23 protein-coding genes are annotated in these 21908 nt (G+C 36.0%); 10 read left to right on the top strand and 13 right to left on the bottom strand.

All coding sequences use genetic code 11. The features are described from left to right. Window positions 1-55: 55 nt before the first annotated feature. The gene (locus tag ACKWCD_RS04395) at window positions 56-748 is read right to left on the bottom strand and encodes a LytR/AlgR family response regulator transcription factor (protein WP_413982717.1); all 693 of its coding nucleotides are present in this window, start codon (window positions 746-748) and stop codon (window positions 56-58) included. Between the two features lie 232 nt (window positions 749-980). Here ACKWCD_RS04395 and rpsF point away from each other — a divergent pair, with 232 nt between their 5' ends. From rpsF to hisS, 5 genes are all read left to right on the top strand, one after another. Further along, window positions 981-1322 (top strand): 30S ribosomal protein S6, encoded by a 342-nt coding sequence (rpsF, locus tag ACKWCD_RS04390; RefSeq protein WP_413982716.1) that lies wholly within the window; start codon window positions 981-983, stop codon window positions 1320-1322. Window positions 1323-1327: 5 nt separating this feature from the next. Continuing rightward, window positions 1328-1624 carry a 30S ribosomal protein S18 gene (gene rpsR / locus ACKWCD_RS04385; protein WP_138659270.1) on the top strand — a complete coding sequence of 99 codons (297 nt, stop codon included), beginning with the start codon at window positions 1328-1330 and terminating at the stop codon, window positions 1622-1624. Between the two features lie 13 nt (window positions 1625-1637). Next, complete coding sequence (gene rplI / locus ACKWCD_RS04380; protein WP_413982715.1) at window positions 1638-2090, top strand: 50S ribosomal protein L9; 453 nt, start codon at window positions 1638-1640, stop codon at window positions 2088-2090. 85 nt (window positions 2091-2175) lie between these two features. Next, the gene (locus tag ACKWCD_RS04375; RefSeq protein ID WP_413982714.1) at window positions 2176-2649 is read left to right on the top strand and encodes a DUF6495 family protein; all 474 of its coding nucleotides are present in this window, start codon (window positions 2176-2178) and stop codon (window positions 2647-2649) included. Between the two features lie 114 nt (window positions 2650-2763). Continuing rightward, complete coding sequence (gene hisS, locus ACKWCD_RS04370; protein WP_413982713.1) at window positions 2764-4140, top strand: histidine--tRNA ligase; 1377 nt, start codon at window positions 2764-2766, stop codon at window positions 4138-4140. On the opposite strand, the gene ACKWCD_RS04365 is transcribed toward hisS, so the two are convergent. Both ACKWCD_RS04365 and ACKWCD_RS04360 read right to left on the bottom strand, forming a co-directional pair. Continuing rightward, window positions 4135-4683 carry an NUDIX hydrolase gene (locus tag ACKWCD_RS04365; RefSeq protein WP_413982712.1) on the bottom strand — a complete coding sequence of 183 codons (549 nt, stop codon included), beginning with the start codon at window positions 4681-4683 and terminating at the stop codon, window positions 4135-4137. The genes hisS and ACKWCD_RS04365 overlap by 6 nt on opposite strands. Window positions 4684-4725: 42 nt before the next feature. Further along, entirely contained in the window at window positions 4726-5814 is a 1089-nt protein-coding gene (locus ACKWCD_RS04360; RefSeq protein ID WP_413982711.1) for a M42 family metallopeptidase, read from the bottom strand. 105 nt (window positions 5815-5919) lie between these two features. Between ACKWCD_RS04360 and ACKWCD_RS04355 the strand changes: the two genes are divergently transcribed. Continuing rightward, on the top strand, window positions 5920-6609 hold the full coding sequence (locus ACKWCD_RS04355) for a DUF4294 domain-containing protein (protein WP_413982710.1): 690 nt from the start codon (window positions 5920-5922) through the stop codon (window positions 6607-6609). A 5-nt stretch (window positions 6610-6614) separates the two neighbouring features. Here the strand turns inward: ACKWCD_RS04355 and ACKWCD_RS04350 are convergent, their stop codons facing one another. From ACKWCD_RS04350 to ACKWCD_RS04305, 10 genes are all read right to left on the bottom strand, one after another. Continuing rightward, window positions 6615-6845, bottom strand: a complete 231-nt coding sequence (locus ACKWCD_RS04350) for a DUF6095 family protein (RefSeq protein WP_413982709.1) — start codon at window positions 6843-6845, stop codon at window positions 6615-6617. 2 nt (window positions 6846-6847) lie between these two features. Beyond that, window positions 6848-7708 carry a DUF4249 family protein gene (locus ACKWCD_RS04345; protein WP_413982708.1) on the bottom strand — a complete coding sequence of 287 codons (861 nt, stop codon included), beginning with the start codon at window positions 7706-7708 and terminating at the stop codon, window positions 6848-6850. 4 nt (window positions 7709-7712) lie between these two features. Next, a complete protein-coding gene (locus ACKWCD_RS04340; protein WP_413982707.1) occupies window positions 7713-10109 on the bottom strand; it encodes a TonB-dependent receptor in 2397 nt (798 codons plus the stop codon). A 125-nt stretch (window positions 10110-10234) separates the two neighbouring features. Beyond that, window positions 10235-12451, bottom strand: coding sequence for an NADP-dependent isocitrate dehydrogenase (locus ACKWCD_RS04335; RefSeq protein WP_413982706.1), 2217 nt, complete (start codon window positions 12449-12451; stop codon window positions 10235-10237). A 664-nt stretch (window positions 12452-13115) separates the two neighbouring features. Beyond that, a complete protein-coding gene (gene rplS / locus ACKWCD_RS04330) occupies window positions 13116-13466 on the bottom strand; it encodes a 50S ribosomal protein L19 (protein ID WP_413982705.1) in 351 nt (116 codons plus the stop codon). Window positions 13467-13607: 141 nt separating this feature from the next. Continuing rightward, a complete protein-coding gene (trmD, locus tag ACKWCD_RS04325) occupies window positions 13608-14282 on the bottom strand; it encodes a tRNA (guanosine(37)-N1)-methyltransferase TrmD (RefSeq protein ID WP_413982704.1) in 675 nt (224 codons plus the stop codon). Window positions 14283-14300: 18 nt separating this feature from the next. Next, the gene (locus tag ACKWCD_RS04320) at window positions 14301-14744 is read right to left on the bottom strand and encodes a GNAT family N-acetyltransferase (RefSeq protein WP_413982703.1); all 444 of its coding nucleotides are present in this window, start codon (window positions 14742-14744) and stop codon (window positions 14301-14303) included. A gap of 43 nt (window positions 14745-14787) precedes the next feature. Continuing rightward, on the bottom strand, window positions 14788-15408 hold the full coding sequence (locus tag ACKWCD_RS04315) for a tRNA (guanine-N1)-methyltransferase (protein ID WP_413982702.1): 621 nt from the start codon (window positions 15406-15408) through the stop codon (window positions 14788-14790). Between the two features lie 141 nt (window positions 15409-15549). After that, the gene (locus ACKWCD_RS04310; protein WP_413982701.1) at window positions 15550-16998 is read right to left on the bottom strand and encodes a glyceraldehyde-3-phosphate dehydrogenase; all 1449 of its coding nucleotides are present in this window, start codon (window positions 16996-16998) and stop codon (window positions 15550-15552) included. Window positions 16999-17112: 114 nt separating this feature from the next. Then, a complete protein-coding gene (locus ACKWCD_RS04305) occupies window positions 17113-18510 on the bottom strand; it encodes a S1C family serine protease (RefSeq protein ID WP_413982700.1) in 1398 nt (465 codons plus the stop codon). 132 nt (window positions 18511-18642) lie between these two features. On the opposite strand from ACKWCD_RS04305, the gene dapF reads away from it, so the two are divergent. The 4 genes from dapF to ACKWCD_RS04285 all read left to right on the top strand — a co-directional run bounded on the left by dapF (window position 18643) and on the right by ACKWCD_RS04285 (window position 21765). Further along, the gene (dapF, locus tag ACKWCD_RS04300) at window positions 18643-19416 is read left to right on the top strand and encodes a diaminopimelate epimerase (RefSeq protein WP_413982699.1); all 774 of its coding nucleotides are present in this window, start codon (window positions 18643-18645) and stop codon (window positions 19414-19416) included. Further along, window positions 19410-19934, top strand: a complete 525-nt coding sequence (locus tag ACKWCD_RS04295) for a GNAT family N-acetyltransferase (RefSeq protein ID WP_413982698.1) — start codon at window positions 19410-19412, stop codon at window positions 19932-19934. The genes dapF and ACKWCD_RS04295 overlap by 7 nt, the downstream gene beginning before the upstream one ends. Then, window positions 19934-20977 (top strand): endolytic transglycosylase MltG, encoded by a 1044-nt coding sequence (gene mltG / locus ACKWCD_RS04290; RefSeq protein WP_413982697.1) that lies wholly within the window; start codon window positions 19934-19936, stop codon window positions 20975-20977. Before ACKWCD_RS04295 ends, mltG begins: the two co-directional genes overlap by 1 nt. Before the next feature lie 149 nt (window positions 20978-21126). Next, window positions 21127-21765 (top strand): lysozyme family protein, encoded by a 639-nt coding sequence (locus ACKWCD_RS04285; RefSeq protein ID WP_413982696.1) that lies wholly within the window; start codon window positions 21127-21129, stop codon window positions 21763-21765. Window positions 21766-21908 lie beyond the last annotated feature (143 nt).

Here is a 21908-nt window from a genome sequence, read left to right as displayed (position 1 = left end):
GAAACCGATAATCTTTCGACGATCGGTTTTCTTTATGAAATTATGTTGTTTGAAACTAGACGTTACTTAGCGCTTCCGCCAATTCGGTCTTTTTGTTTCTACTTAATGGAATTGATCTTCCACTAACTTCAACGTTTTTACTATTGAATTTCTCAACTTTTTCAAGGTTCACAATGTAGGATTTGTGAATTCTTAAAAACTTATCTTCCGGCAATTGCTTTTCGAAAGATTTCATTGTTGATAAAATTACGATATTAGCTTCATCAGTGACTAATTTGATGTAATCACCAAGAGCTTCTATCCATTTAATATCGTTTAAAATAACCTTTCTTTTCTTGAGGTTACTCTTTACAAAGATATGCTCTTCGTCTTCATGCACTCTGTGCATTTGCTCATATTTGGCTACTGCACGGCGTACTGAGGCATCAAAACGAGCCATTGTTATTGGCTTGTGTAAATAATCAGTTACGTCATAATCAAAAGCCTTAAGAGCGTAATCAGGTTTTCCGGTAATCAAAATTACCTGAGGACTGTTTTCTAAGGATTCGAGTAGGTCAAATCCGTTGATAATAGGCATTTCAACATCTAAAAAGATTAAATCGATTTCGTTGTTTTTGATACCATTTTTCGCCTCGATCGCGTTGCTGTATTCGGCCACCATAGCTAAATTCGGGTGATTGTTGACCAATTTGGCCACCGCCATCCGCTGCATAGATGAATCGTCTACGATAATACTTCGTAATTTCATAAATGGGTTGATTTGTGGGGTTAAATCATCAACAAATTACTAAAAAAACACGATGAAGCGCAACAAAAGTTGTTCACAATACGTGGTTTTCTGTGTAGGTTGTAAATGACCATAGGTTAAGATTTGGGTTAAGTTTGATTTTACTGTTACCTTGTTATAACGAAGATTTTTACGTTTTCTTGTGGCATGTAGTAAATATTCTTATTTTTGCACTCCTTAAAACAAATATAATATGAATCATTACGAAACTGTTTTCATTTTGAATCCCGTGCTTTCTGATACTCAGATTGCGGAAACAGTTAAGAAATTTGAAGATTTCTTAATTAAGAATGGTGCCAAAATGGTAGCCAAAGAAAATTGGGGGCTAAAAAAATTAGCCTATGCCATTCAGCACAAAAAGAGTGGTTTTTACCACTTGTTCGAATTTACCGCACCAGGTGAAATTCTTACTCCTTACGAGCAAGAGTTTAGCAGGGATGAACGCATCATGCGTTTTCTTACGGTAAAATTAGATAAACACGCTGTAGCGTGGGCAGAAGTGAGAAGAACAAGGTTAAAAACAGCTAAAGCGTAAGTACTATGGCATCAATAGAACAACAAGCAAAAGGTAAGAAAGACGGAGAAATCAGATATTTAACTCCGTTAAACATCGAAACCAATACAAAAAAGAAGTATTGCCGTTTCAAAAAGAACGGTATCAAGTATATTGATTATAAAGATGCTGATTTTTTGATGATGTTGGTAAACGATCAAGGTAAATTACTTCCAAGAAGACTTACTGGTACATCTTTGAAATACCAAAGAAAAGTGGCTCAGGCTGTTAAGCGTGCACGTCATATTGCATTAATGCCTTACGTAGGTGATTTATTAAAATAAAAGAGACGAAACCATGGAACTTATATTAAAAGCGGACGTTGAAAACCTAGGGTTTAAAGACGATTTGGTGAACGTTAAGAACGGCTACGGAAGAAACTTTTTAATTCCTCAAGGTCTTGCCGCTATGGCAACGCCTTCTGCGAAGAAAGTTTTAGCAGAAAATTTGAAGCAAAAAGCTCATAAAGAGAAGAAGATTGTGGACGCTGCAAATAAAACTGCTGAAGCTTTGAAAGGCTTAGAGGTTAAGATAGCTGCAAAAACTGGAGCTGGAGATAAATTATTCGGATCTGTTACTACTATTGATTTGGCTGCTGCCTTGGCAAAAGATGGTCATGAGATCGATAAGAAATATATCAGTATTAACGGTGGAACTGTGAAAAGAACTGGAACGGCTAACGCGCAAATTCGTTTGCACAGAGATGTTATCGTTGAACTTCCTTTTGAGGTTGTTGCTGAGAAAAAGTAGATTTAATAGTATAAAGAAATTACCGTTCTCTGAGCTAATCAAAGGGAACGGTTTTTTTATTTATAAGATTTAATAAAGTATAGTTTTGAAATACAGACGACTTACAAAACAACAGTTAGAAGAATTGCAACCTGAGTTTGTCAATTTTTTAGCAACCCAATCCATCACAGGTGATGAATGGAAAAAACTTAAAGATGATAAACCCGAGGTTGCCGAAGATGAAGTTGATGTTTTTAGCGATTTGATATGGGAAGGTGTATTGACTAAGGTCGATTATCTCGAAAATGTTTCTGCCCAGCATATGCATCTGTTTCATTGTGCAGAAAAGGAAATGAAACTAATTTCGGTCAAAGTGATGAATCCTGAAATTGATTTAACCACTATAGTTGGTTTCAATTGGTTCAAGAAAAACTGGCAATCTGATTTTGTGGAATACCTTACGGCTTCTAAAGCCTATATCGATGAGAATTTAGATAAGTTCAAATTAATAGAACAAGGTGCTTTAATTACGAAAGGAGATTTGTACAAATGGTTTGAAACCATGATTGAAGTAAAATAATCATTTTACACTTTGCATCCGCTTGCATTGTCATGCCCTCCTAAAGAATTATATTTGTTTCTGATACTAAAAACAGGTTCCTGAGCATAGTCGAAGGAAGAACTAAAACACCAAATGGCACAAAAACCATCCATTCCCAAAGGGACTAGGGATTTTTCTCCTTCAGAAGTTAGTAAGCGAAACTACATTTTTGATATCGTCAAAAAACATTTTCAAACCTTCGGATTTCAACCTATTGAAACTCCATCTTTTGAGAACTCAGACACCTTAATGGGGAAATACGGTGATGAAGGTGATCGTTTGATTTTTAAAATATTGAATTCTGGTGACTTTATCAGTAAGGTCGATGATGTAACTTATAGTTCTAAAAATTCAAGCTCACTTACTCCCAAAATTTCAGAAAAAGCACTACGCTACGATTTAACTGTGCCCTTTGCTCGTTATGTTGTACAACATCAGAATGAAATTGATTTTCCTTTCAAACGATATCAAATTCAACCGGTTTGGCGTGCTGACCGCCCTCAAAAAGGTCGTTTCAGAGAGTTTTACCAATGTGATGCAGATGTTGTAGGTTCAGACTCCTTATTGCAAGAAGTTGAATTGGTACAATTGTACGATGCTGTTTTTACGGATTTAAAGTTAGAGGGCGTTAATATCAAACTCAATAACCGAAAGATACTAGCTGGAATAGCTGAAGTAATTGGTGCAGGAAATAACCTAATCAATTTCACGGTTGCACTTGACAAACTTGATAAGATAGGCGAAGAAGGCGTCAAAAATGAAATGCTTGCAAAAGGCATTTCTGAAGCGGCTATTGAAAAAGCAAGTCCTTTGTTTTCTTTAAACGGAAGCAATACAGAGCAGCTTGACAAACTTCAATATTTGTTATCCTCTTCTGATATAGGAACCAAAGGGGTCGAAGAACTACGATTTATCCTTGAATTTATTGAAGAAGTCGGACTGCAATCGGCAAATCTTTCCATTGATGTTACCCTTGCGAGAGGTTTAAATTACTACACAGGTGCTATTTTCGAAGTATCTGCACCAGAAGGTGTGCAAATGGGTTCTATTGGCGGAGGTGGTCGTTATGATGACCTTACGGGAATTTTTGGTTTGAAAAATGTAAGTGGAGTTGGTATTTCATTCGGACTCGACCGTATTTATTTGGTATTGGAGGAACTTGGTTTGTTTCCTAAAACAATTGAACAATCCTTAGATGTTCTTTGCGTAAACTTTGGGGAGCAAGAAGCTTTGGCGGCTTTTCGTTTGACAACGCAAATGCGAGCGGCTGGAGTGCGAGCTGATATTTATCCCTCAGACTCCAAAATGCAAAAGCAAATGAAGTTTGCTAATAGTCGAAATGTGCCCTATGTAATCTTACTGGGTGCTCAGGAGTTAAAAGATAAAACCTTTGTGGTTAAAAATATGTCAAATGGAGAACAAGAGACTTATAATTTCGATGCCATAGATGATTTTATAGCCAAATTATAATCTTTCCTTTATCGCTTTGATGATTGTGGTGTAATAGGAAACGTCGTGTGGCACATATTTTTTAAGATTCGCCATTCCCCATGTTTCCTCAGAAAATTGAAGTAACGAAATTAATTTCAAAGCCTCAACTTCGCTTTCCTGTTTTCTAAGATGTTCTAAAGGAACTTTTAATTCACATAAAAAAGTATGATGGAACTCACAATCTACTAAATCTTCTCGATGCTTTTGTACGGATTTATAAACTCCGATTTTCTCAAGTTCCTTTTCAGAAATAGATAATCCAATTTCTTCCTCAACTTCCCGCAGCGCAGAAAGTTCAATTGTTTCTCCAGCTCCGATATGGCCTGCAACTGAGACATCCCAAAGTAAAGGATGAGTGTCTTTTTCTTTTCCTCTTTGTTGAAGTAATACCCTTCCATCCGAAGTATAGAGCCAAATATGAACTGTAGCATGAAAAAGTCCCATGCGATGTGTATAGGACTTTAATTCTGTTTTTCCAGTAAATTTTCCGTCAGAATCTAAAATTTCAATTAGTTCGTCCATTAGGTTAGATAAAATAATTTAATACTTATCTCTAGGCATTGCCTAGTCGAAATAACTGAATGTTTCACCATCCTTTATATTCAAAAGCGTTTCGTAAATCAAACGAATCACATTTTCCACGTCATCTCTGTGAACAGTTTCTACGGTGGTATGCATATAGCGCAGCGGCAAAGAAATCAAAGCGGATGCGACACCTCCATTACTATAGGCAAAGGCATCAGTGTCTGTTCCCGTAGAACGAGACGCCGCCATACGTTGGAACGGAATTTTCTTAGCCTCAGCCGTTTCAATAATTCGCTCTCTAAGTTTATTTTGAACCGCAGGTGCATAAGAAATAACTGGACCGGCACCGATTTCGGTATGACCTTGAGTTTTCTTTTCAATCATTGGTGTCGTAGTATCGTGACATACATCAGTTACGATGGCTACATCGGGTTTAATGGTTTGTGTAATCATCTCAGCGCCACGAAGTCCGATTTCTTCTTGAACGGCATTGGTGATGTACAGTCCGAAAGGCAATTTCTTTTTATTTTCATGCAAAAGTCGAGCTACTTCAGCAATCATGAATCCACCGGCTCTATTATCAATTGCACGACAAACGAACTTATCTTTGTTTAATATTTGAAACTCATCGGGATATGTAATTACACAACCAACATGAACCCCCATTTTTTCTACCTCTTCCTTGTCTTTTGCACCAATATCTACAAAGATATTATCTAGTTTAGGCGGTTTTTCACTTGCTCCTTTTCTGGTGTGGATGGCTGGCCAACCAAATACACCTTTCACGAAACCTTTCTTTGTGTGAATGTTTACCCATTTCGAAGGCGCAATTTGATGGTCACTACCTCCATTTCGAATTACATAAAGTAGTCCATTGTCAGTAATATAATTTACATACCACGAAATTTCATCTGAGTGCCCTTCGATAACGACTTTATATTTCGCTTCTGGATTTATTACTCCAACTGCAGAACCATACGTGTCTGTGATAAAGGTATCTACGTAAGGTTTCAGATAGTCCATCCATAATTTCTGTCCTTCCCATTCATAGCCCGTTGGGGCTGCATTATTTAGGTATTTTTCAAAAAAATCAAGCGACTTTTTGGTAAGAATCTTTTTGCTTGCCATTTATAAAGGTTTAGTAGACTAAGTTACTAATATTCACAGTTATTTAATAATAAGCCTTTGTATTTATCGTTAATTTTGGCAGGGCTTTTGCTCTTAATACCGAACATGAGAAAAGAAATACTTTTTAGTATATTTTTATTGTCCACTTTCTACGGATGGAGTCAAGTGGAGGAGAAGCCTTTGGATTCTATCGCTGAAAAGATGATTATTGTTGAAGGGGATTCTATTTTTAGAAGCTCTATTGACCTTGATGAAGTATATCTTTTTGGAAAATTGAAGTTTCCGGACTACAAAACGAAACTCCGCTATTACATTTTAAGACGTAAAACTTTAAAGGTTTATCCATATGCGAAATTGGCGGCAGAACGGTTAGTTGAGCTTAATGATAGTATCGTTAAAATCAAAAAGAAGTCGAAGCGGAAGAGGTATACAAAGAAAATCCAGAAATATATTGAAGATGAGTTTTCCGAAGAACTTAAGAAGCTAACTCGTACTGAGGGTCAAATTTTGGTTAAATTAATCTATCGGCAAACGGGAAGTACCGCATTTAACTTGGTCAAAGAATTACGAAGTGGATGGCGTGCTTTCTGGTACAGTACTACAGCGAAGATGTTTAAGATAAGTTTAAAGGAAGAGTATGATCCTGAAAATGTGCATGAAGATTACATTATTGAAGATATATTACAACGAGCCTTTACAGCAGAAAAATTAGAACGTCAAAAATCGGTCTTAGATTATGATTATGCTACGCTTAATGACAAGTGGGGCAATGTGGGTGAAAAGAAAAACAAATAGTCAAATTACTTTTTTTCTTTCTGGAAGAGGGAATCCATTATAATTTTGATACTATAAAATCCCATTCCTATTGCTAGAATGGCTAAAACAAATCCTACCACTAATACTGGCAAAAAAAAAGGATGGCCTTCATTTTTAAAGGCTTGATAAAGGACTACAGGGGCTCCAAACATAAGCGCTACAGTGTAAGCGATATATTTGAGTCCTTTTATTAGTAATTCTTTATCTGTTCGCATTACTATTCTATGATAATGGTCTCTGTAAATGTTTGACAAACCGCAAAGTAACCCAAAGCAAAATTGTCTGAATCTTCGACATTGTCGAATGAATTTATGTTATCAATATTGGTAATATTAATAATATTTCCACGTACCGTAGCCGAGGGAGTCTGAAAAGGACCTTGATCTCCTCCAGCTTGAACGATCAATTGATTCATATAGTTGTAAAATTGCTCGTCTACCCCCAAAAGACTAATGTTTATTTCACTACCTACTTTGACTTTGTCATCATAGAAGTAAGAAAATTCGAAGGTTTGTCCTTGATAAAACTCATCTTCGGTAACCAAATAATCACCAAAATCGAGATCAAACAAGTAAAAATCATTACTATCACCATTATCTACAAATGCTACCTTAACTTCGGTCTCATTGCCTGAGAACAAAGTCTCATTACCTTGTTCTAGATTAGTTATCGGCGAAGAAGGCACATATTGAGTGCGTGCCAAGTAGCGCTGCCCTTCATGTTCTATAAATAGTTGTAACTCGCTTGATGATATAAAGAAATTTGTAGACTTACTCCCTTCGTAAACTCCTGCCGAAACTTCAGAGAAGACTACAATGTTCAAATCTAATGCAGATGTAGGCTCGTAACCAACACCTATTAAAGAGACATTTGTCAATTCTGCGGGCTCAACTTCATTAAAAAAAGAGCTTGTGGTACCTGCCTTAACCTGAATGGTCGTCACAGCTGAAGTCTCATCTAAACGAACAACTGCATCAATATATAGCCTTGGCGGTGTTACTGGAGTATCTATATCTACTACATCTTCGCACCCTGTAATGTATATTATTATGAGTAATATGCCAAAAATCCTCTTCATATTGCTAAAATTTAAAATTATAAGTAACCGCTGGCACTATTCCAAAAATTGAAGTCCGAACTGCCTCATTGACTCCAGTATCAACATTTCTTCTAAAGTTTATAGAAGCTGCGTTTTTTCGGGAATATAAATTGTAAACACTAAAAACCCATTCTCCCTTAAACATTCGGTTTTTGTTCTTTTTTGGGGTAAGGGTAGCTGAAATATCAACACGATGATAATCGGGTAAACGTTCTGTATTACGAAATCCGTAGTACGGAACTGCTAAGCCTTGAAATTCGAATTGACCAACAGGGTAGTTGGTAGGCTGGCCAGTTTGATAAACAAAATTGGTATTAAAGCTCCATTTGTCGTTCAAATCATAATTCGCATATACAGAAATATCGTGTGTTTTATCATAAGGTGTATTGTACCATTCGCCAAAATTGATACCTGTTTCCAAATTAGACCTACCGTTGTCCACATTTGAGACTCTTCCGGGTGTACGCTGTTCCGATTTTGATAGGGTATAGGCTAGCCATCCTTGAAATTTCCCTTCGTTTTTTCGAAGTAAAATTTCTAACCCATAAGCTCTTGCTTCTCCATTTAGTATTACGGTTTCGATAGCATCATTAGCAATTAAATTCGCACCATCGATATAATCGATTCTATTTTGAATGTCCTTATAAAACACTTCTGTCTCAAGGGAATAGTCCCCATCTTTTATATTCTTAAAAAATCCTAAAGCATATTGATCTAGAAGTTGTGGTTTGGTAAAGGGTCCACTCGGTGTCCAAACATCAAGAGGAGTCGGGGAGCTAGTGTTCGAGAGTAAATGGAGGTATTGGGCCAGTCTTGTATAGCTTGCCTTTATCGAACTATTGTTGTTAAAAGTATAGGAAAGGGATGCTCTTGGCTCAAAATTATTAAATGTCGCCAAGTTTCCACCTCCTCTTGTATTTACTGTTTCTATTGGTTCCGCTTCTTGATAAACTAAAAGAAAAGGGTCAAAAAGAACGGGATTGTCATTTTCATAGACATTCAGTTCCTCTTGCCCTAAACGTATGAAGTTACTGAATCGAACCCCATATCCCAAGCTTAGATTTTTGGTAACATCATGTTCAACATCAACATATGCTGCAAATTCATTGGCGTACTTTTTTGTAAGTTGATCTTCAATTATACCTGATTCAGAATTACTAGGTGCAATTTTCCCTGGATTAAAACTATAGTAAATATTATTAATTCCGTAATTGACTTGAAGTTTGTCATTTAAATAATGCTTCAAATCATACTTCACATTAAAGTTCTGAATTCCCGAGTTCCAATCAAATCCGACGAAGTCTAACTTGAGCCCGTAATAGTAATCTGAATAAATTAAAGAGAGATTAGAAAACAGTTTGTCTGAAAACAAATGATTCCAACGGAAATTACCAACTGAGTTTCCATAGGTATTTACAAAACTGTCATTAATTCCGAAAACATCTCTGCCAAAGTATCCAGATAAATAAATACTATTCTTGTCGTTAATGTTGTAACTCAGTTTGGTGTTTAGATCGTAGAAGTATGCAGTGTTATCTTGATTGAAAAGTGGAAGAAATAGATGCGCATAAGAACCTCTTCCACCAACTAAAAATGCCGCTTTGTCCTTTATAATAGGCCCTTCGACTAGCAATCTACTTGCGACAGCACCAATACCGCCATTGAATTTAAGCTCTTTACTATTACCTTCTTTTTGAAAAATATCTAATACCGACGATACCCGACCTCCGTATCTTGCCGGAATACCACCCTTGTAAAGTTTTATATCTTTTATCGCATCTGGATTAAAGACAGAGAAGAACCCAAAAAGGTGTGAAGAATTAAAAATGATAGCTTCATCTAAAAGAATCAAATTCTGATCTACAGCACCACCTCGAACATTGAAGCCCGAAGCTCCTTCGCCAGCGTTTGTTACTCCCGGAAGTAACAAAATGGATTTAATAACATCGGCTTCACCAAGAATTACAGGTATTTTTTTTATGGTCTCAACGGACAAGGTATTGACGCTCATTTGGGGTGTACGAATATCCATTTTTTCCACATCTTCCGTAACTATTACTTCGTCTAATTGTTCTGCGGCTTCTACTAGTTGGAAATTAATTTTTTGATTTTGAGTTAGAGAAATGGTCTGAATAACATCTTTAAATCCAAGGTAGTTTACCAATATTTGATACTCACCTTCGGGTAGAGTTATAGAGTAAAATCCATATTCGTTCGTTGTAACACCCGTTTGTAATTCAGGAACTGCTATGGTTACTCCAATAAGGGTTTCGTTACTAGACGCTTCAGAAATGGTTCCGCTAAGTGTAAACTTTTGTTGGGCAAAACTGGAAAAAGATAAACTAAGAAAAAGAAGAAGAATTATGGTGCGTTGGATCATTCAAGCAATTTTTTGTTAAAAATAGGCAGAAAACACGGCTATAAGAAGGCATTAACATTTATTTAAACCAAAAAGACCTTTGATCACTAAATCAAAGGTCTTTTTGTTAATTTTAGCTAAGACACTTACATTTTTTCTAAAATACTATTAAAAGTAATGCTAGGTCGCATGGCAACTGAAACTAAATTTGTATCGGGTTTGTAATAGCCGCCTATGTTTTGACTTTCACCTTGTACATTTATTAATTCACCAGTTATTTGATCTTCATTTTGTTTGATATCCTCAGAAACTTTGCTAAAAATCTCTTTTAGTTCTAAATCGATATCTTGGGAGGCCAATGCTTCAGCCCAATACATGGCTAAATAAAAATGGCTGCCTCGTGTATCTAGTTCTTTAACTTTTCTAGAGGGAGATTTATCATTTAGCAAGAACTTCTCTGTTGCACCATCAAGGGCATCACCTAAAACTTTCGCTTTTTGATTGTTATATTTTTCTCCAAAAAACTCTAAAGAAACTCCAAGGGCTAGAAATTCACCAAGGGAATCCCATCTTAGATGACCTTCTTCGGTAAACTGTTCAACATGTTTGGGAGCTGAACCACCTGCTCCGGTTTCAAATAATCCACCGCCATTCATTAAAGGAACAATTGATAACATCTTTGCGCTCGTTCCAACTTCTAAGATTGGGAATAAATCCGTTAGGTAATCACGCAAAACATTTCCAGAAACAGAGATGGTATCTTTTCCGTCTTTGATTCGTTCCAAAGTAAATTCTGTTGCTTTGATAGGAGATAAGATACGAATGTCCAATCCTGATGTATCATGTTCAGGAAGGTAAGCATTCACTTTCTTAATCAATTCAGCATCATGGGCTCTATCTTCGTCCAACCAGAAAACAGCGGGAGTTTGAGATGCTCTCGCTCTTGATACGGCCAGCTTGACCCAGTCCTGTATTGGGGCATCTTTTACTTGGCACATTCTCCAGATATCACCTTTCTCAACAGTATGTTCAATAAGTGTGTTTCCTGAAGCGTCTATGACTTTTACAATACCATCAGTGCTTATTTCAAAAGTTTTATCATGTGAACCATACTCTTCTGCTTTTTGGGCCATCAAACCTACATTAGGAACAGTTCCCATTGTTGTAGGGTCAAAAGCGCCATGCTTTTTACAGAAATCTATAGTAGCTGTATAAATACCTGCATAGCTACTATCAGGAATAACTGCTTTGGTGTCCTGTGACTTTCCATCTGCATTCCACATTTGACCCGAATTACGGATCATAGCGGGCATAGAGGCATCAATGATAATATCGCTTGGCACGTGTAAATTGGTAATACCCTTGTCGGAATTCACCATGGCCAATGCAGGACCGTTAGCAATTGTATTTTTAATATCGGCTTCGACTTCAGACTTTTTGTCTGCTGGAAGCTCATTCAACTTGTTTAACAAATTTTCCAGTCCGTTATTCGGATTGATGCCTGCTGCCTCCAAAGTCGCTCCATGCCTTGCGAAAACGTCTTCAAAATATGCTTCCATCGCGTGACCGAAAATGATAGGATCAGAAACCTTCATCATGGTCGCTTTCATATGCAATGAAAACAAAACTCCGCTGTTTTTGGCATCTGCTACTTGCTCTTTCAAAAATGCTACAAGTGCCCTTTTACTTAATACTGTTGCATCGATAATTTCGCCTTGCAAAAGGGAAATATTTTCTTTTAATACCGTTGTCCCACCGTTAGATTGAACTAGTTCAATATGTACATCAGTTGCATTAGAAAGGGTAACTGATTTTTCGTTAGAACGAAAATCTCCTGAACTCATTGTGGCAACATGCGTATTAGAATCAGAACTCCAAGCACCCATTGAATGCGGATTCTTCTTAGCATAATTTTTTATAGCTCGTGGGGCTCGTCTATCAGAATTTCCTTCTCTTAGGACAGGGTTTACAGCACTACCTTTAATTTTATCGTACCGAGATTTAATTTCCTTCTCAGTATCGTTAACAGGCTCATCAGGATAATTAGGTAAAGCATAACCTTTGCCTTGTAACTCTTCAATCGCTTCTTTTAATTGCGGAATAGAAGCACTTATGTTTGGAAGTTTGATGATATTAGCGTCTGGATTTTTTGCCATCTCGCCCAATTCCATTAAATCATTCGTAGCTCGTTGTTCTTCCTTTAGAAAATCTGGAAAAGTAGAAATAATTCGTGTCGCTAAAGAAATATCTTTTGTTTCAATACTGATTCCTGAAGTTTTGGTAAAAGCTTTAACGATAGGCAAGAACGATTGCGTTGCTAGGGCAGGAGCTTCATCGGTCTTGGTATATAAAATCTTAGGCATTTGTAATTGAGGTTTAAATTTAAGCGTGGCAAAGATACAATTTCTGCGGGCTATTGAAAGTGGTAAATCATGAATCTTTTAAGGTGAGAATGCCATATATGACAAAACCCATATCATTGTACAAGTACATTGATATGGGTTTCTAGAAAAAGTTTACAAACATTTTGTTTTGTCTTGCGACAAAACCGCAACCATTGATTGCATTTGCGTCACTTTTTCAACGTTTGAAATAATCAACTGTTCTTAATTATCAAACCAAGTAACAGTTTTATATTTCTTCCTATCGTCTTAATGTTTTCTTTTAATAGCGTTACCGAAGTTTTGCTATTAGAATTAAGCGCATCCACATAAAACAATCAAAAAGCGACAGCCTTCTGGTTTTATGCTCGTTTTTTTAAAATCTCAAAAGTAACTAGGTTACAACTGTATTTTAAATAACTAAACAATAATATAAAGAACGTAAACTCTATAATAGCTTTTCAATAAAATCTATCCAGATTTTACCTTCTAACTACACTTAAAGATAAGAATTAAATTAATTGATCTGTAAATTTTAACACTCTAATAATCAACATAATATGAACATAGGTTATAAACAATTGTTCACAAAAAAACCATCTGCGCGCTAGCAGATGGTTTTAAAAAAAATTGTATCAGTATTCGTTTATTTACGAACTTCTTTGATTCTTGCCTTCTTACCAGTAAGTCCTCTAAAGTAATAAATACGTGATCTACGAACTTTACCTTTTTTATTTACTTCAACTTTCTGAAGAGCAGGCATATTGATTGGAAATATACGCTCAACACCTACGGTACCTGACATTTTACGAATAGTAAAAGTTTCTGTCGCACCGCTACCTCTTCTTTGTATTACTACACCTTTGAAAAACTGAGTACGTGTTTTTTCACCTTCTTTAATTTCGTAGTAAACGGTAATTGTATCTCCAGCAGAAAATTTTGGAAATTCTTTTTTAGCAACAAACTCGCTTTCTACAAATTGGATTAATGATTCCATGGTTTTGATTTATCTATAAAAGTTTAATCAACATTCACGATTCTCGTCAGAGGTTGAGCAAATCGAGTGCAAAAATAGTGTATAAATTATAATGGACAAGAGAATTTTGATGATTTTTTAGTAGGATTTACCAATTGAAATCTATTCCAATAAATCGGGACGAAGCTTTTCCGTTCTCTTCTGAGCTTCATTTTCACGCCATTCTTCAATTTTGGGAAAGTTCCCACTCAAAAGTACTTCGGGAACTTTCATTCCTTTATATTCCGCTGGCCTTGTATATACGGGAGGAGCTAAAAGATTATCTTGAAAAGTATCAGTAAGTGCTGATGTTTCATTGTTTAAAACTCCTGGTATCAATCGAATAACTGCATCACATAATATGGCTGCACCCAACTCGCCGCCAGAGAGTACATAATCACCTACAGAAATTTCCCGTGTGATAAATAAATCTCGGACTCTTTGGTCAACACCCTTATAATGACCGCAAAGTAAAATCAGATTCTTTTGCAGAGAAATACTATTGGCCATTTTCTGATTCAAAGTTTCCCCATCTGGAGTCATATATATTACCTCATCATAATCGCGATCTTCTTTCAGCTTAGAGATGCATTTGTCTATCGGTTCGATCATTAAAACCATTCCAGCTCCGCCGCCAAATTGATAATCATCGACTTGATTATAACTTTTATCGGTGTAATCTCTAATATTATGAAAATGTACTTCCACCAAGCCTTTTTCGATTGCTCTTTTTAAGATAGAAGCCTCAAACGGACTTTTAAGCAATTCGGGTAAAACAGTGATTATATCAATTCTCATGAAGGCATCGGTTTGAAGTTATTTTGAAGTCCAAAAGTAATGAAAACAGTCTGTATCTTTTTTCCAACCTAGTTTTTCGTAGAGTTGCTGTGCTGGGTTTTCAACTCCTGTTTCTAGTGCTAATCCTTTGTATTTCTTTTCTCTACAAAGTTCTTTTGCTCGATTTAAAAGGGCTTCTCCAATTCCTTTTCCTCTAGCGTCTTTCGAAACATAAAGATCATTTAAAATAAATACGGGTTGAAGTGAAACTGATGAAAAGGAAGTATACAATTGCGTGAAACCAATAGGCTGGTTATCGACGGAAGCTAAAAATATGACAGCTTCTTTATTATTGATTCTTTCTTTAAGGAATTTTCGGGCAGCCTTTTGGTTTGAATCTTGTTTATAAAATATTCGGTACTGATCAAAAAGGGGAGTTAGATCTTCTAAATGATCAATATTAGCTTCAACTATCTTTATCATGAATACCTAGTGCTAAAAAAAGCTCCAGAAGGAGCTTTTTAAATTATTTTGATTTTTTATACTTGTTTATCTCATCTTGCAATTGCCTGCTTATCTTTTGTTCTCTTTCAAGAGCTCTGCGGCGATGATCTTCATATTCTTCTTCAACTTCGGAAAGTGATGTTTTTGCTTCTTGCGTTAAGATGTTACTTCTTCTGAATTTATACATGAAGAAGAGCATCAAACCTAAAAGACCAAAAATGACCGACCATAATATGGTATTATAGGTTGCTTTCGAAACTAGAATACCTAAGAAAGACATGCTATCTTTTTCTTCAGTTACGCCTACTAGATTGTTAGTTGTCTCCTCCAGCTTTCCATTGAGCGATGCAATCGTAGACTCATGACCTGAGATGGTTGTATTTAGCTCATCAATTTTTTGGTTGAAACCTTTTAAGCTGTCCAACACATTTTGACGAAGTTTATCCAAAGAAATGGTGCGAACGACTTCATACTTTTTGCCATCGGCTCGGTAATTTCCTGATTTTTTATAAATAAAGTCAAATTGACTAGTTATTGGTCCTTTGTCCAAAGATAATTCAGGTTGTACTGCCGTTTCTTGGGCAGATACTGATCCTAGGGCGAAAGCAAATAAAATTATGATTAGTGTTCTAAAACTTTTCATGTATGTAAGTCTTGAGGTTAAAACTCTTTTAGGGGAATCCAAAAGTAATTCAATATTATTAATAAAGAAAAAAAATTGTTAAAACATATACGGTAGAACCATTATATAGGGACTACCGTATACGCTCTTTTCTTTTAAATTTTAGTAATACGTAAATCTTCGCACCTTGGCTATGTATTTTGCCAGACGAATTACTTGATGCGAATACCCATACTCATTATCATACCAGATATATAGAATGATATTTTTACCACCTTTGTCTACAATTGTTGCTTTACTGTCATAAATAGCTGGTGCTGAAATACCGACGATGTCTGAAGAAACCATTTCTTTGCTTAGCGAATATCTAATCTGTTCTACCAAATCACCTTCTAGTGCATATTTTTTAAGAATGGTGTTGATGCCATCAAGAGATGTTTTACTTTCTATTTCTAAATTTAAAATGGCAAGTGATCCATTTGGAACCGGAACCCGAATTGCATTTGAGGTAAGTTTACCTTTCAAAGTAGGTAGTGCTTTTGCAACAGCTTGACCAGCGCCAGTTTCTGTAATTACCATATTTAGAGCGGCGGCTCTACCACGCCTGTATTTTCCGTGCATGTTATCGACCAAATTTTGGTCGTTAGTATAGGCATGGATGGTTTCTAAGTGTCCTTTTTTAATTCCCAAGGAATCTTCAACAACCTTTAAAACAGGGGTGATGGCATTTGTTGTACAAGAAGCAGCAGAAAAAATAGTAACCGTATCTGGGTCGTATTCCGTATGGTTTACACCATGAACAATATTTGGCACTTCTTTTCCAGGGGCAGTTAATAATACTCTAGATGCACCTTTAGATTTCAAATGTCTGCTGAGTTCTTTTTTGTCTCTAAATGCACCAGTATTATCAATAACTAAAGCATCAGAAATGCCATATTTTGTATAGTCAATATCTTCAGGCTTTGCCGCATTTATTACATGTACAGTCGTGCCATTGATAATCAAGGCATTCTTCGCAGCATTGATATCAACAGTACCCATAAATTTGCCATGTACAGAGTCTGTTCTTAAAAGGTTGGCCCTTTTTTCAAGGATTGCTGCATCAATCTTACCACGTGTTACAATAGCACGTAATCTCAATTGATTTCCTTTGCCAGTTTTCGCCATAAGCTCTCTAGCAAGTAACCTACCAATTCTACCAAAACCATATAGGACAACATCTTTAGGTTTGATTTCTTCAGATTTTGTGGCTTCCTTAAGTTTTGAAATAACAAAAGCTTTTACATTATTAGAACTATTGTCATCGGAGTGATATTCGTAGGTAAGTTTACCAATATCTAATTTTGACGGTGGCAATTTGATATCACTAATTGCCCTTAAAATTTCAACAGAATCAAATATCGAAATCGGCTTCTGAACAAATTCACCTGCGTATTCATGTAAGTGAATAATATCGCTTACATTTTTGTCAATAATTTGATTTTTGAAGAGTACAATTTCGATGGCTTTATCGTACCAAAGATCGCTCGTTAACTTGATGAACTCCGTTGTTGCTTTTCTTCGGTCAGCTTGAAAAGCTAACTCTTTCTCGTATGATTTTGAATTAGGCATGCAGGATGGTGTTGTTTATTTTTTTGCAAAAATAAATTTTTTATATGTGTTTGATTAAGTTATTCGCAAAAAAAACACCTCAATTGAGGTGTTTTTTAAGAATGCTATATTATGCTACTGGAAGATAAGCCGCTCACGCTCGCCGTTTTCGTCGATCATAGTTATTACCGTTTTTCCGTATCTAGAAATACCGCTAAATAGGGTTCGCGCATTGTCGATGTTTTCTATTTCTTCATCGTCAACTGATAGTAAAACTTTACCTTCTAAACCATAACCTCTGTATGTTTCGGGCACCCCAATAATTTTCACACCATTTTTTGTGTCAAATTTCTTTCGGTCTTCTTTGGATAGGTTTTTAACTTCTAATCCCATTATGGGAACAACAAGCGTCTGTCTTTCCTTTAGGGTTACTGGAACAACAAACTGATCTCCATCCCTTTCTACTGTTACTTTGACTACATCATTGGGTCTTTTTGCTGATAGATATCCAGTTAAATCTGAAAACTTTCGAACTTTAATGTTGTCTAGCATTTTAATAACATCACCTTCATGCAAGTCTGCATCAGCCGCACCAGAGTCTTCTTCTACAATTGAAATATATACACCTTCAATTTCATGTATGCCTTGTTCAATTGCGTATGGCGAATTAACATTCGCCGGTCTTATCCCCATAATACCTTTTTGAATAGAACCATATTCCATGATATCTTCAACAATCTTTCTAGCAATATTACTAGGCACTGCAAAAGAATAGCCTACATAAGATCCCGTTTGAGAACTAATAGCTGTATTAATACCTACTAAATCACCATTGGTATTTACTAAGGCACCACCACTATTTCCGGGGTTTACCGCAGCATCTGTTTGAATGAAAGATTGATTAATTCTATTTAAAGAACGTGCTTTGGCACTCACAATTCCAGCCGTTACGGTAGATGTAAGATTAAAAGGATTGCCAACGGCAAGAACCCATTCTCCAATTTTAGTATTATCAGAATCTCCAAAAGCTAAATAAGGGAGCTTTCCTTCTGTTTCAATTTTTAAAAGTGCGATATCTGTATTTGGGTCAGAACCAACAAGCTCCGCATCATAAGTTTTATTATTGTTCAAAGTAACTTGAAGTTGATCTGCTTTTTCAATGACATGATTATTGGTAACAATATATCCGTCAGAAGAAATAATCACGCCAGACCCAGACCCTACTTGAGCTCTTTGTCTTGACTCATCCGATCCGTAGAAGAAATCCCAGGGACTACTGGAGCTAAGCCCTTTGGTTACATTTTTAACGTGAACTACTGCATTTACCGTGTTTTCCGCAGCTACAGTAAAATCTATTTCATTAATTCCCGAGCCTTTAGGAGAAGTTGGGGTGGTACTTGTATTGAAAACCATTCCATCGGCATTTGAGTCAATGATGGCATATTTTGAGTTTTCAAAAAATAATTTGTAGGCTCCCAAAGTTATTGCACCTGCAAAAATGGAGACTAATAATAAACTTCCGATTTTCTTCATATTTAATTTGTACTGTTTATGGTTACAACTCAAAAATATAAAAAAGAGATTTTTATGTTCTTGTCTTTAACGACTTTTTAACTGCCAAAAAAACCTTAATAAAATTATATCTTTACCAGCGATTTATAGCTTATGCAAATTACATTTTTTAAATATCAAGGTACAGGTAATGACTTTGTTATGATTGATAATCGGAGCTTGATTTTTCCAAAGGAAAATACAGAGCTCGTAGCTTCAATATGTGACCGAAAGTTTGGAGTAGGTGCTGACGGATTGATTTTGTTAGAAAATGATACTGAACTTGATTTTAAAATGGTCTATTATAATTCAGATGGAAACCCTAGTACAATGTGTGGCAATGGGGGAAGGTGCTTGGTTGCATATGCTAAATTCTTAGGATTAATTGAAGATACCTGTTACTTTAATGCAGTTGATGGAAAGCATTCAGCATCAATTGAAAATGGAATTGTAAGTCTCCAAATGATGGATGTCACTGAAATCATTGAGAAACCGAATTCTTATTTTTTAGATACCGGTTCTCCTCATCATGTGCAATTGGTGAAGAATTTGAAAGATTTTGATGTTCAAAAGGAAGGTGCCAAATTGAGATATGGTGTTTATGGACAAAGTGGGAGTAATATCAATTTTGTAGAACAACAAACAGCAACCACATTTTCTGTAAGAACTTATGAAAGGGGAGTGGAAGGAGAAACATTGTCTTGTGGAACGGGAGTTACGGCGGTAGCTATTGCCATGCATAATGCTGGAAAAACACAACAAAACCAGATCGAAATTGAGACTGAAGGTGGATCACTTTCAGTTCATTTTGATACCACGAACGGATATACAGAAGTACACTTAGTTGGCCCTGCAGAACAAGTATTTAAAGGAGAAATAGAATGTTGAAACTTAGAGGAGAGCAAATCTATTTGAGAGCTTTAGAACCTAAGGATTTGGACTTTCTTTATGAATTGGAGAATAACACATCTATTTGGGAAATAAGCGGAACCACAACTCCGTATTCTAAAAACGTTTTACAATTGTACCTAGATAATGCACATCGTGATATTTACGATGTTAAGCAACTGAGGTTATGTATCTGTGATCTCAAGGATTCTGTATTGGGACTTATCGATTTGTTCGATTTTGACCCTAAAAATAATCGTGCGGGATTGGGAATCGTAATCCAAGATTCAAGCAATAGGAATAAGGGTGTAGGTGTCGAGGCTATAGATCTTTTATGTGATTACGCTTTTTCTGTCTTAAATTTAAGACAGCTATTTGTTAACGTTTCTGAAAGTAATGACATTAGCATTCATGTTTTTGAAAAATTAGGTTTTGAACGCGTCGGAGTCAAAAAAGACTGGATTTTTACTGAGGGTGTTTATAAAAATGAGATTTTATTCCAAAAAATAAAGAAGTAATGTATATCAAAAGAATTTTACTGATAATAGTTTTGGCTGGTCTCGTTGCCGGTGGAATTTTTGCTTACAATGTATATGGAGCCATTTTTAATCCGAATACGGTTTTTAATAATGATGAAGCCTCTATTTATATTGGTTCTGAAGATACTTTTGAAGATGTGAAAAATTCTTTAGAGCCCTTATTGGAAGATATGGATACTTTTGTTCAAATTGCTAATAAAAAAGGGTATTCGAGCAATATCAAAGCAGGTAAATATAGCATCAGAAAAGGAATGAACAATAATGATATTGTGAATTCTCTTCGAAGTAAGAATATTCCAGTAAAAGTTGCTTTTAACAATCAAGAAAGGTTAGCAAATTTAGCCGGAAGAATTGCTAGCCAAATCGAACCAGATAGTTTGACTTTGCTAAATGCATTTCAAGATGAAGAATTTTTAAGGGAAAATGGATTTAATTCGGAAACGCAAATGACGATGTATATTCCCAATAGCTACGAATTTTTTTGGAATACCTCAGCTACAAAGTTCAGAGATCGAATGCTCAAAGAGTATCATCGATTTTGGAACGATGATCGCAGGGGCAAGGCCAAAGCCTTAAATCTAGATCCGGCTGAAGTTGTGTCATTAGCTGCAATAGTTCACAAAGAAACAGCGAAAATTGACGAACGACCACGGGTGGCTGGTTTATATCTCAATAGAATAAGAAAGGGAATGCTACTTCAAGCGGATCCTACAGTAATTTACGCCATGAAAAAACATCAAAATAACTTTGATCTTGTTATCAAAAGAGTTTTGTACGCTGACTTGGAGCTTGATTCTCCTTATAATACCTATAAGTATAGAGGAGTTCCTCCTGGGCCCATAACGATGCCCGATATTTCTGCGGTGGACGCAGTGTTGAATGCCGAAAAGCACGATTATATCTATATGGTGGCCAATGTCGAGAATTTCGGATACCACAAATTCGCAAAAACTGGGGCGCAACATAACCAAAATAAGGTGCAATACATCCGATGGATAAATTCTCAAAATATCAATAGATAAGCAACTTATCTGAATTTTAAGACCTCTCAACTAAATTTAAGCTTTTTTAACAAAGCCTTGTCAAAAGATAGCTTCATACCGTAATACCTTTGTCAAGAGAAATTTAAGCAAGCCCCATATCTGCTGTAAGTCTTAAGAAACCATATGTGATGAATAAGTGGATGCGTTTTACGAGTCCCCTAATTATTACCAGTATTTTAGTGAGTTTGGCTTTTATGCCTAAAGAAGTAAAAGTCCCTGAAGCTCTTAAAGTAACTGAACCTACTGAAGTTTTGTTTCCCAAAAACGAAGCTGTTTTTAGTACCGCTATTGTCGCTCCTCCTTTTTTAGGAAGCTCTTATATTGGTTTTAAAGAAGCGTTAGCTTTTAAAGAATCTAGCGGAGATTACTTTTCGATAAATACTCTAGGGTATTTAGGGAAATATCAATTCGGAATCGGTACCCTTCAATTGATGGGAGTTTATGATGCGACTAGTTTCTTAAATGACCCTGCCTTACAAGAAGAGGTTTTTAAGACAAACATCGCGCGAAACAAATGGATTCTAAGAAGAGACATTAAACGTTTTGATGGAAAACGAATTAAAGGTACTAAAGTTACTGAATCTGGTATGTTGGCTGCGGCACATTTGGCAGGAGCTGGTAATGTGAAAAAGTACCTGCGTTCTTATGGAAGATATGATGTAAAAGATGCTTACGGAACTAGTATTGCCAAGTATATCAAGAAATTTTCAGGTTATGATGTTTCTGATGTTTTAGCCAAGCGAAATCCGAAAGTTTCAAAGATTTAAAATACTATGTATATATGAAGATGGTAGGCCTCAGCGGAAACGTTGGGGCTTATTTTTTATACCAACACGGTGTGAATTTTTATTTTCCCTATCGCTGAAGATATTAAAAATTCATTCAAACAAAGTCAGCCTTTAGATTCCAG

The organism is Maribacter taeanensis (assembly GCF_047345145.1).
Lineage (GTDB): Bacteria > Bacteroidota > Bacteroidia > Flavobacteriales > Flavobacteriaceae > Maribacter_C.
This window is presented reverse-complemented; position numbering and strand designations above follow the sequence as displayed.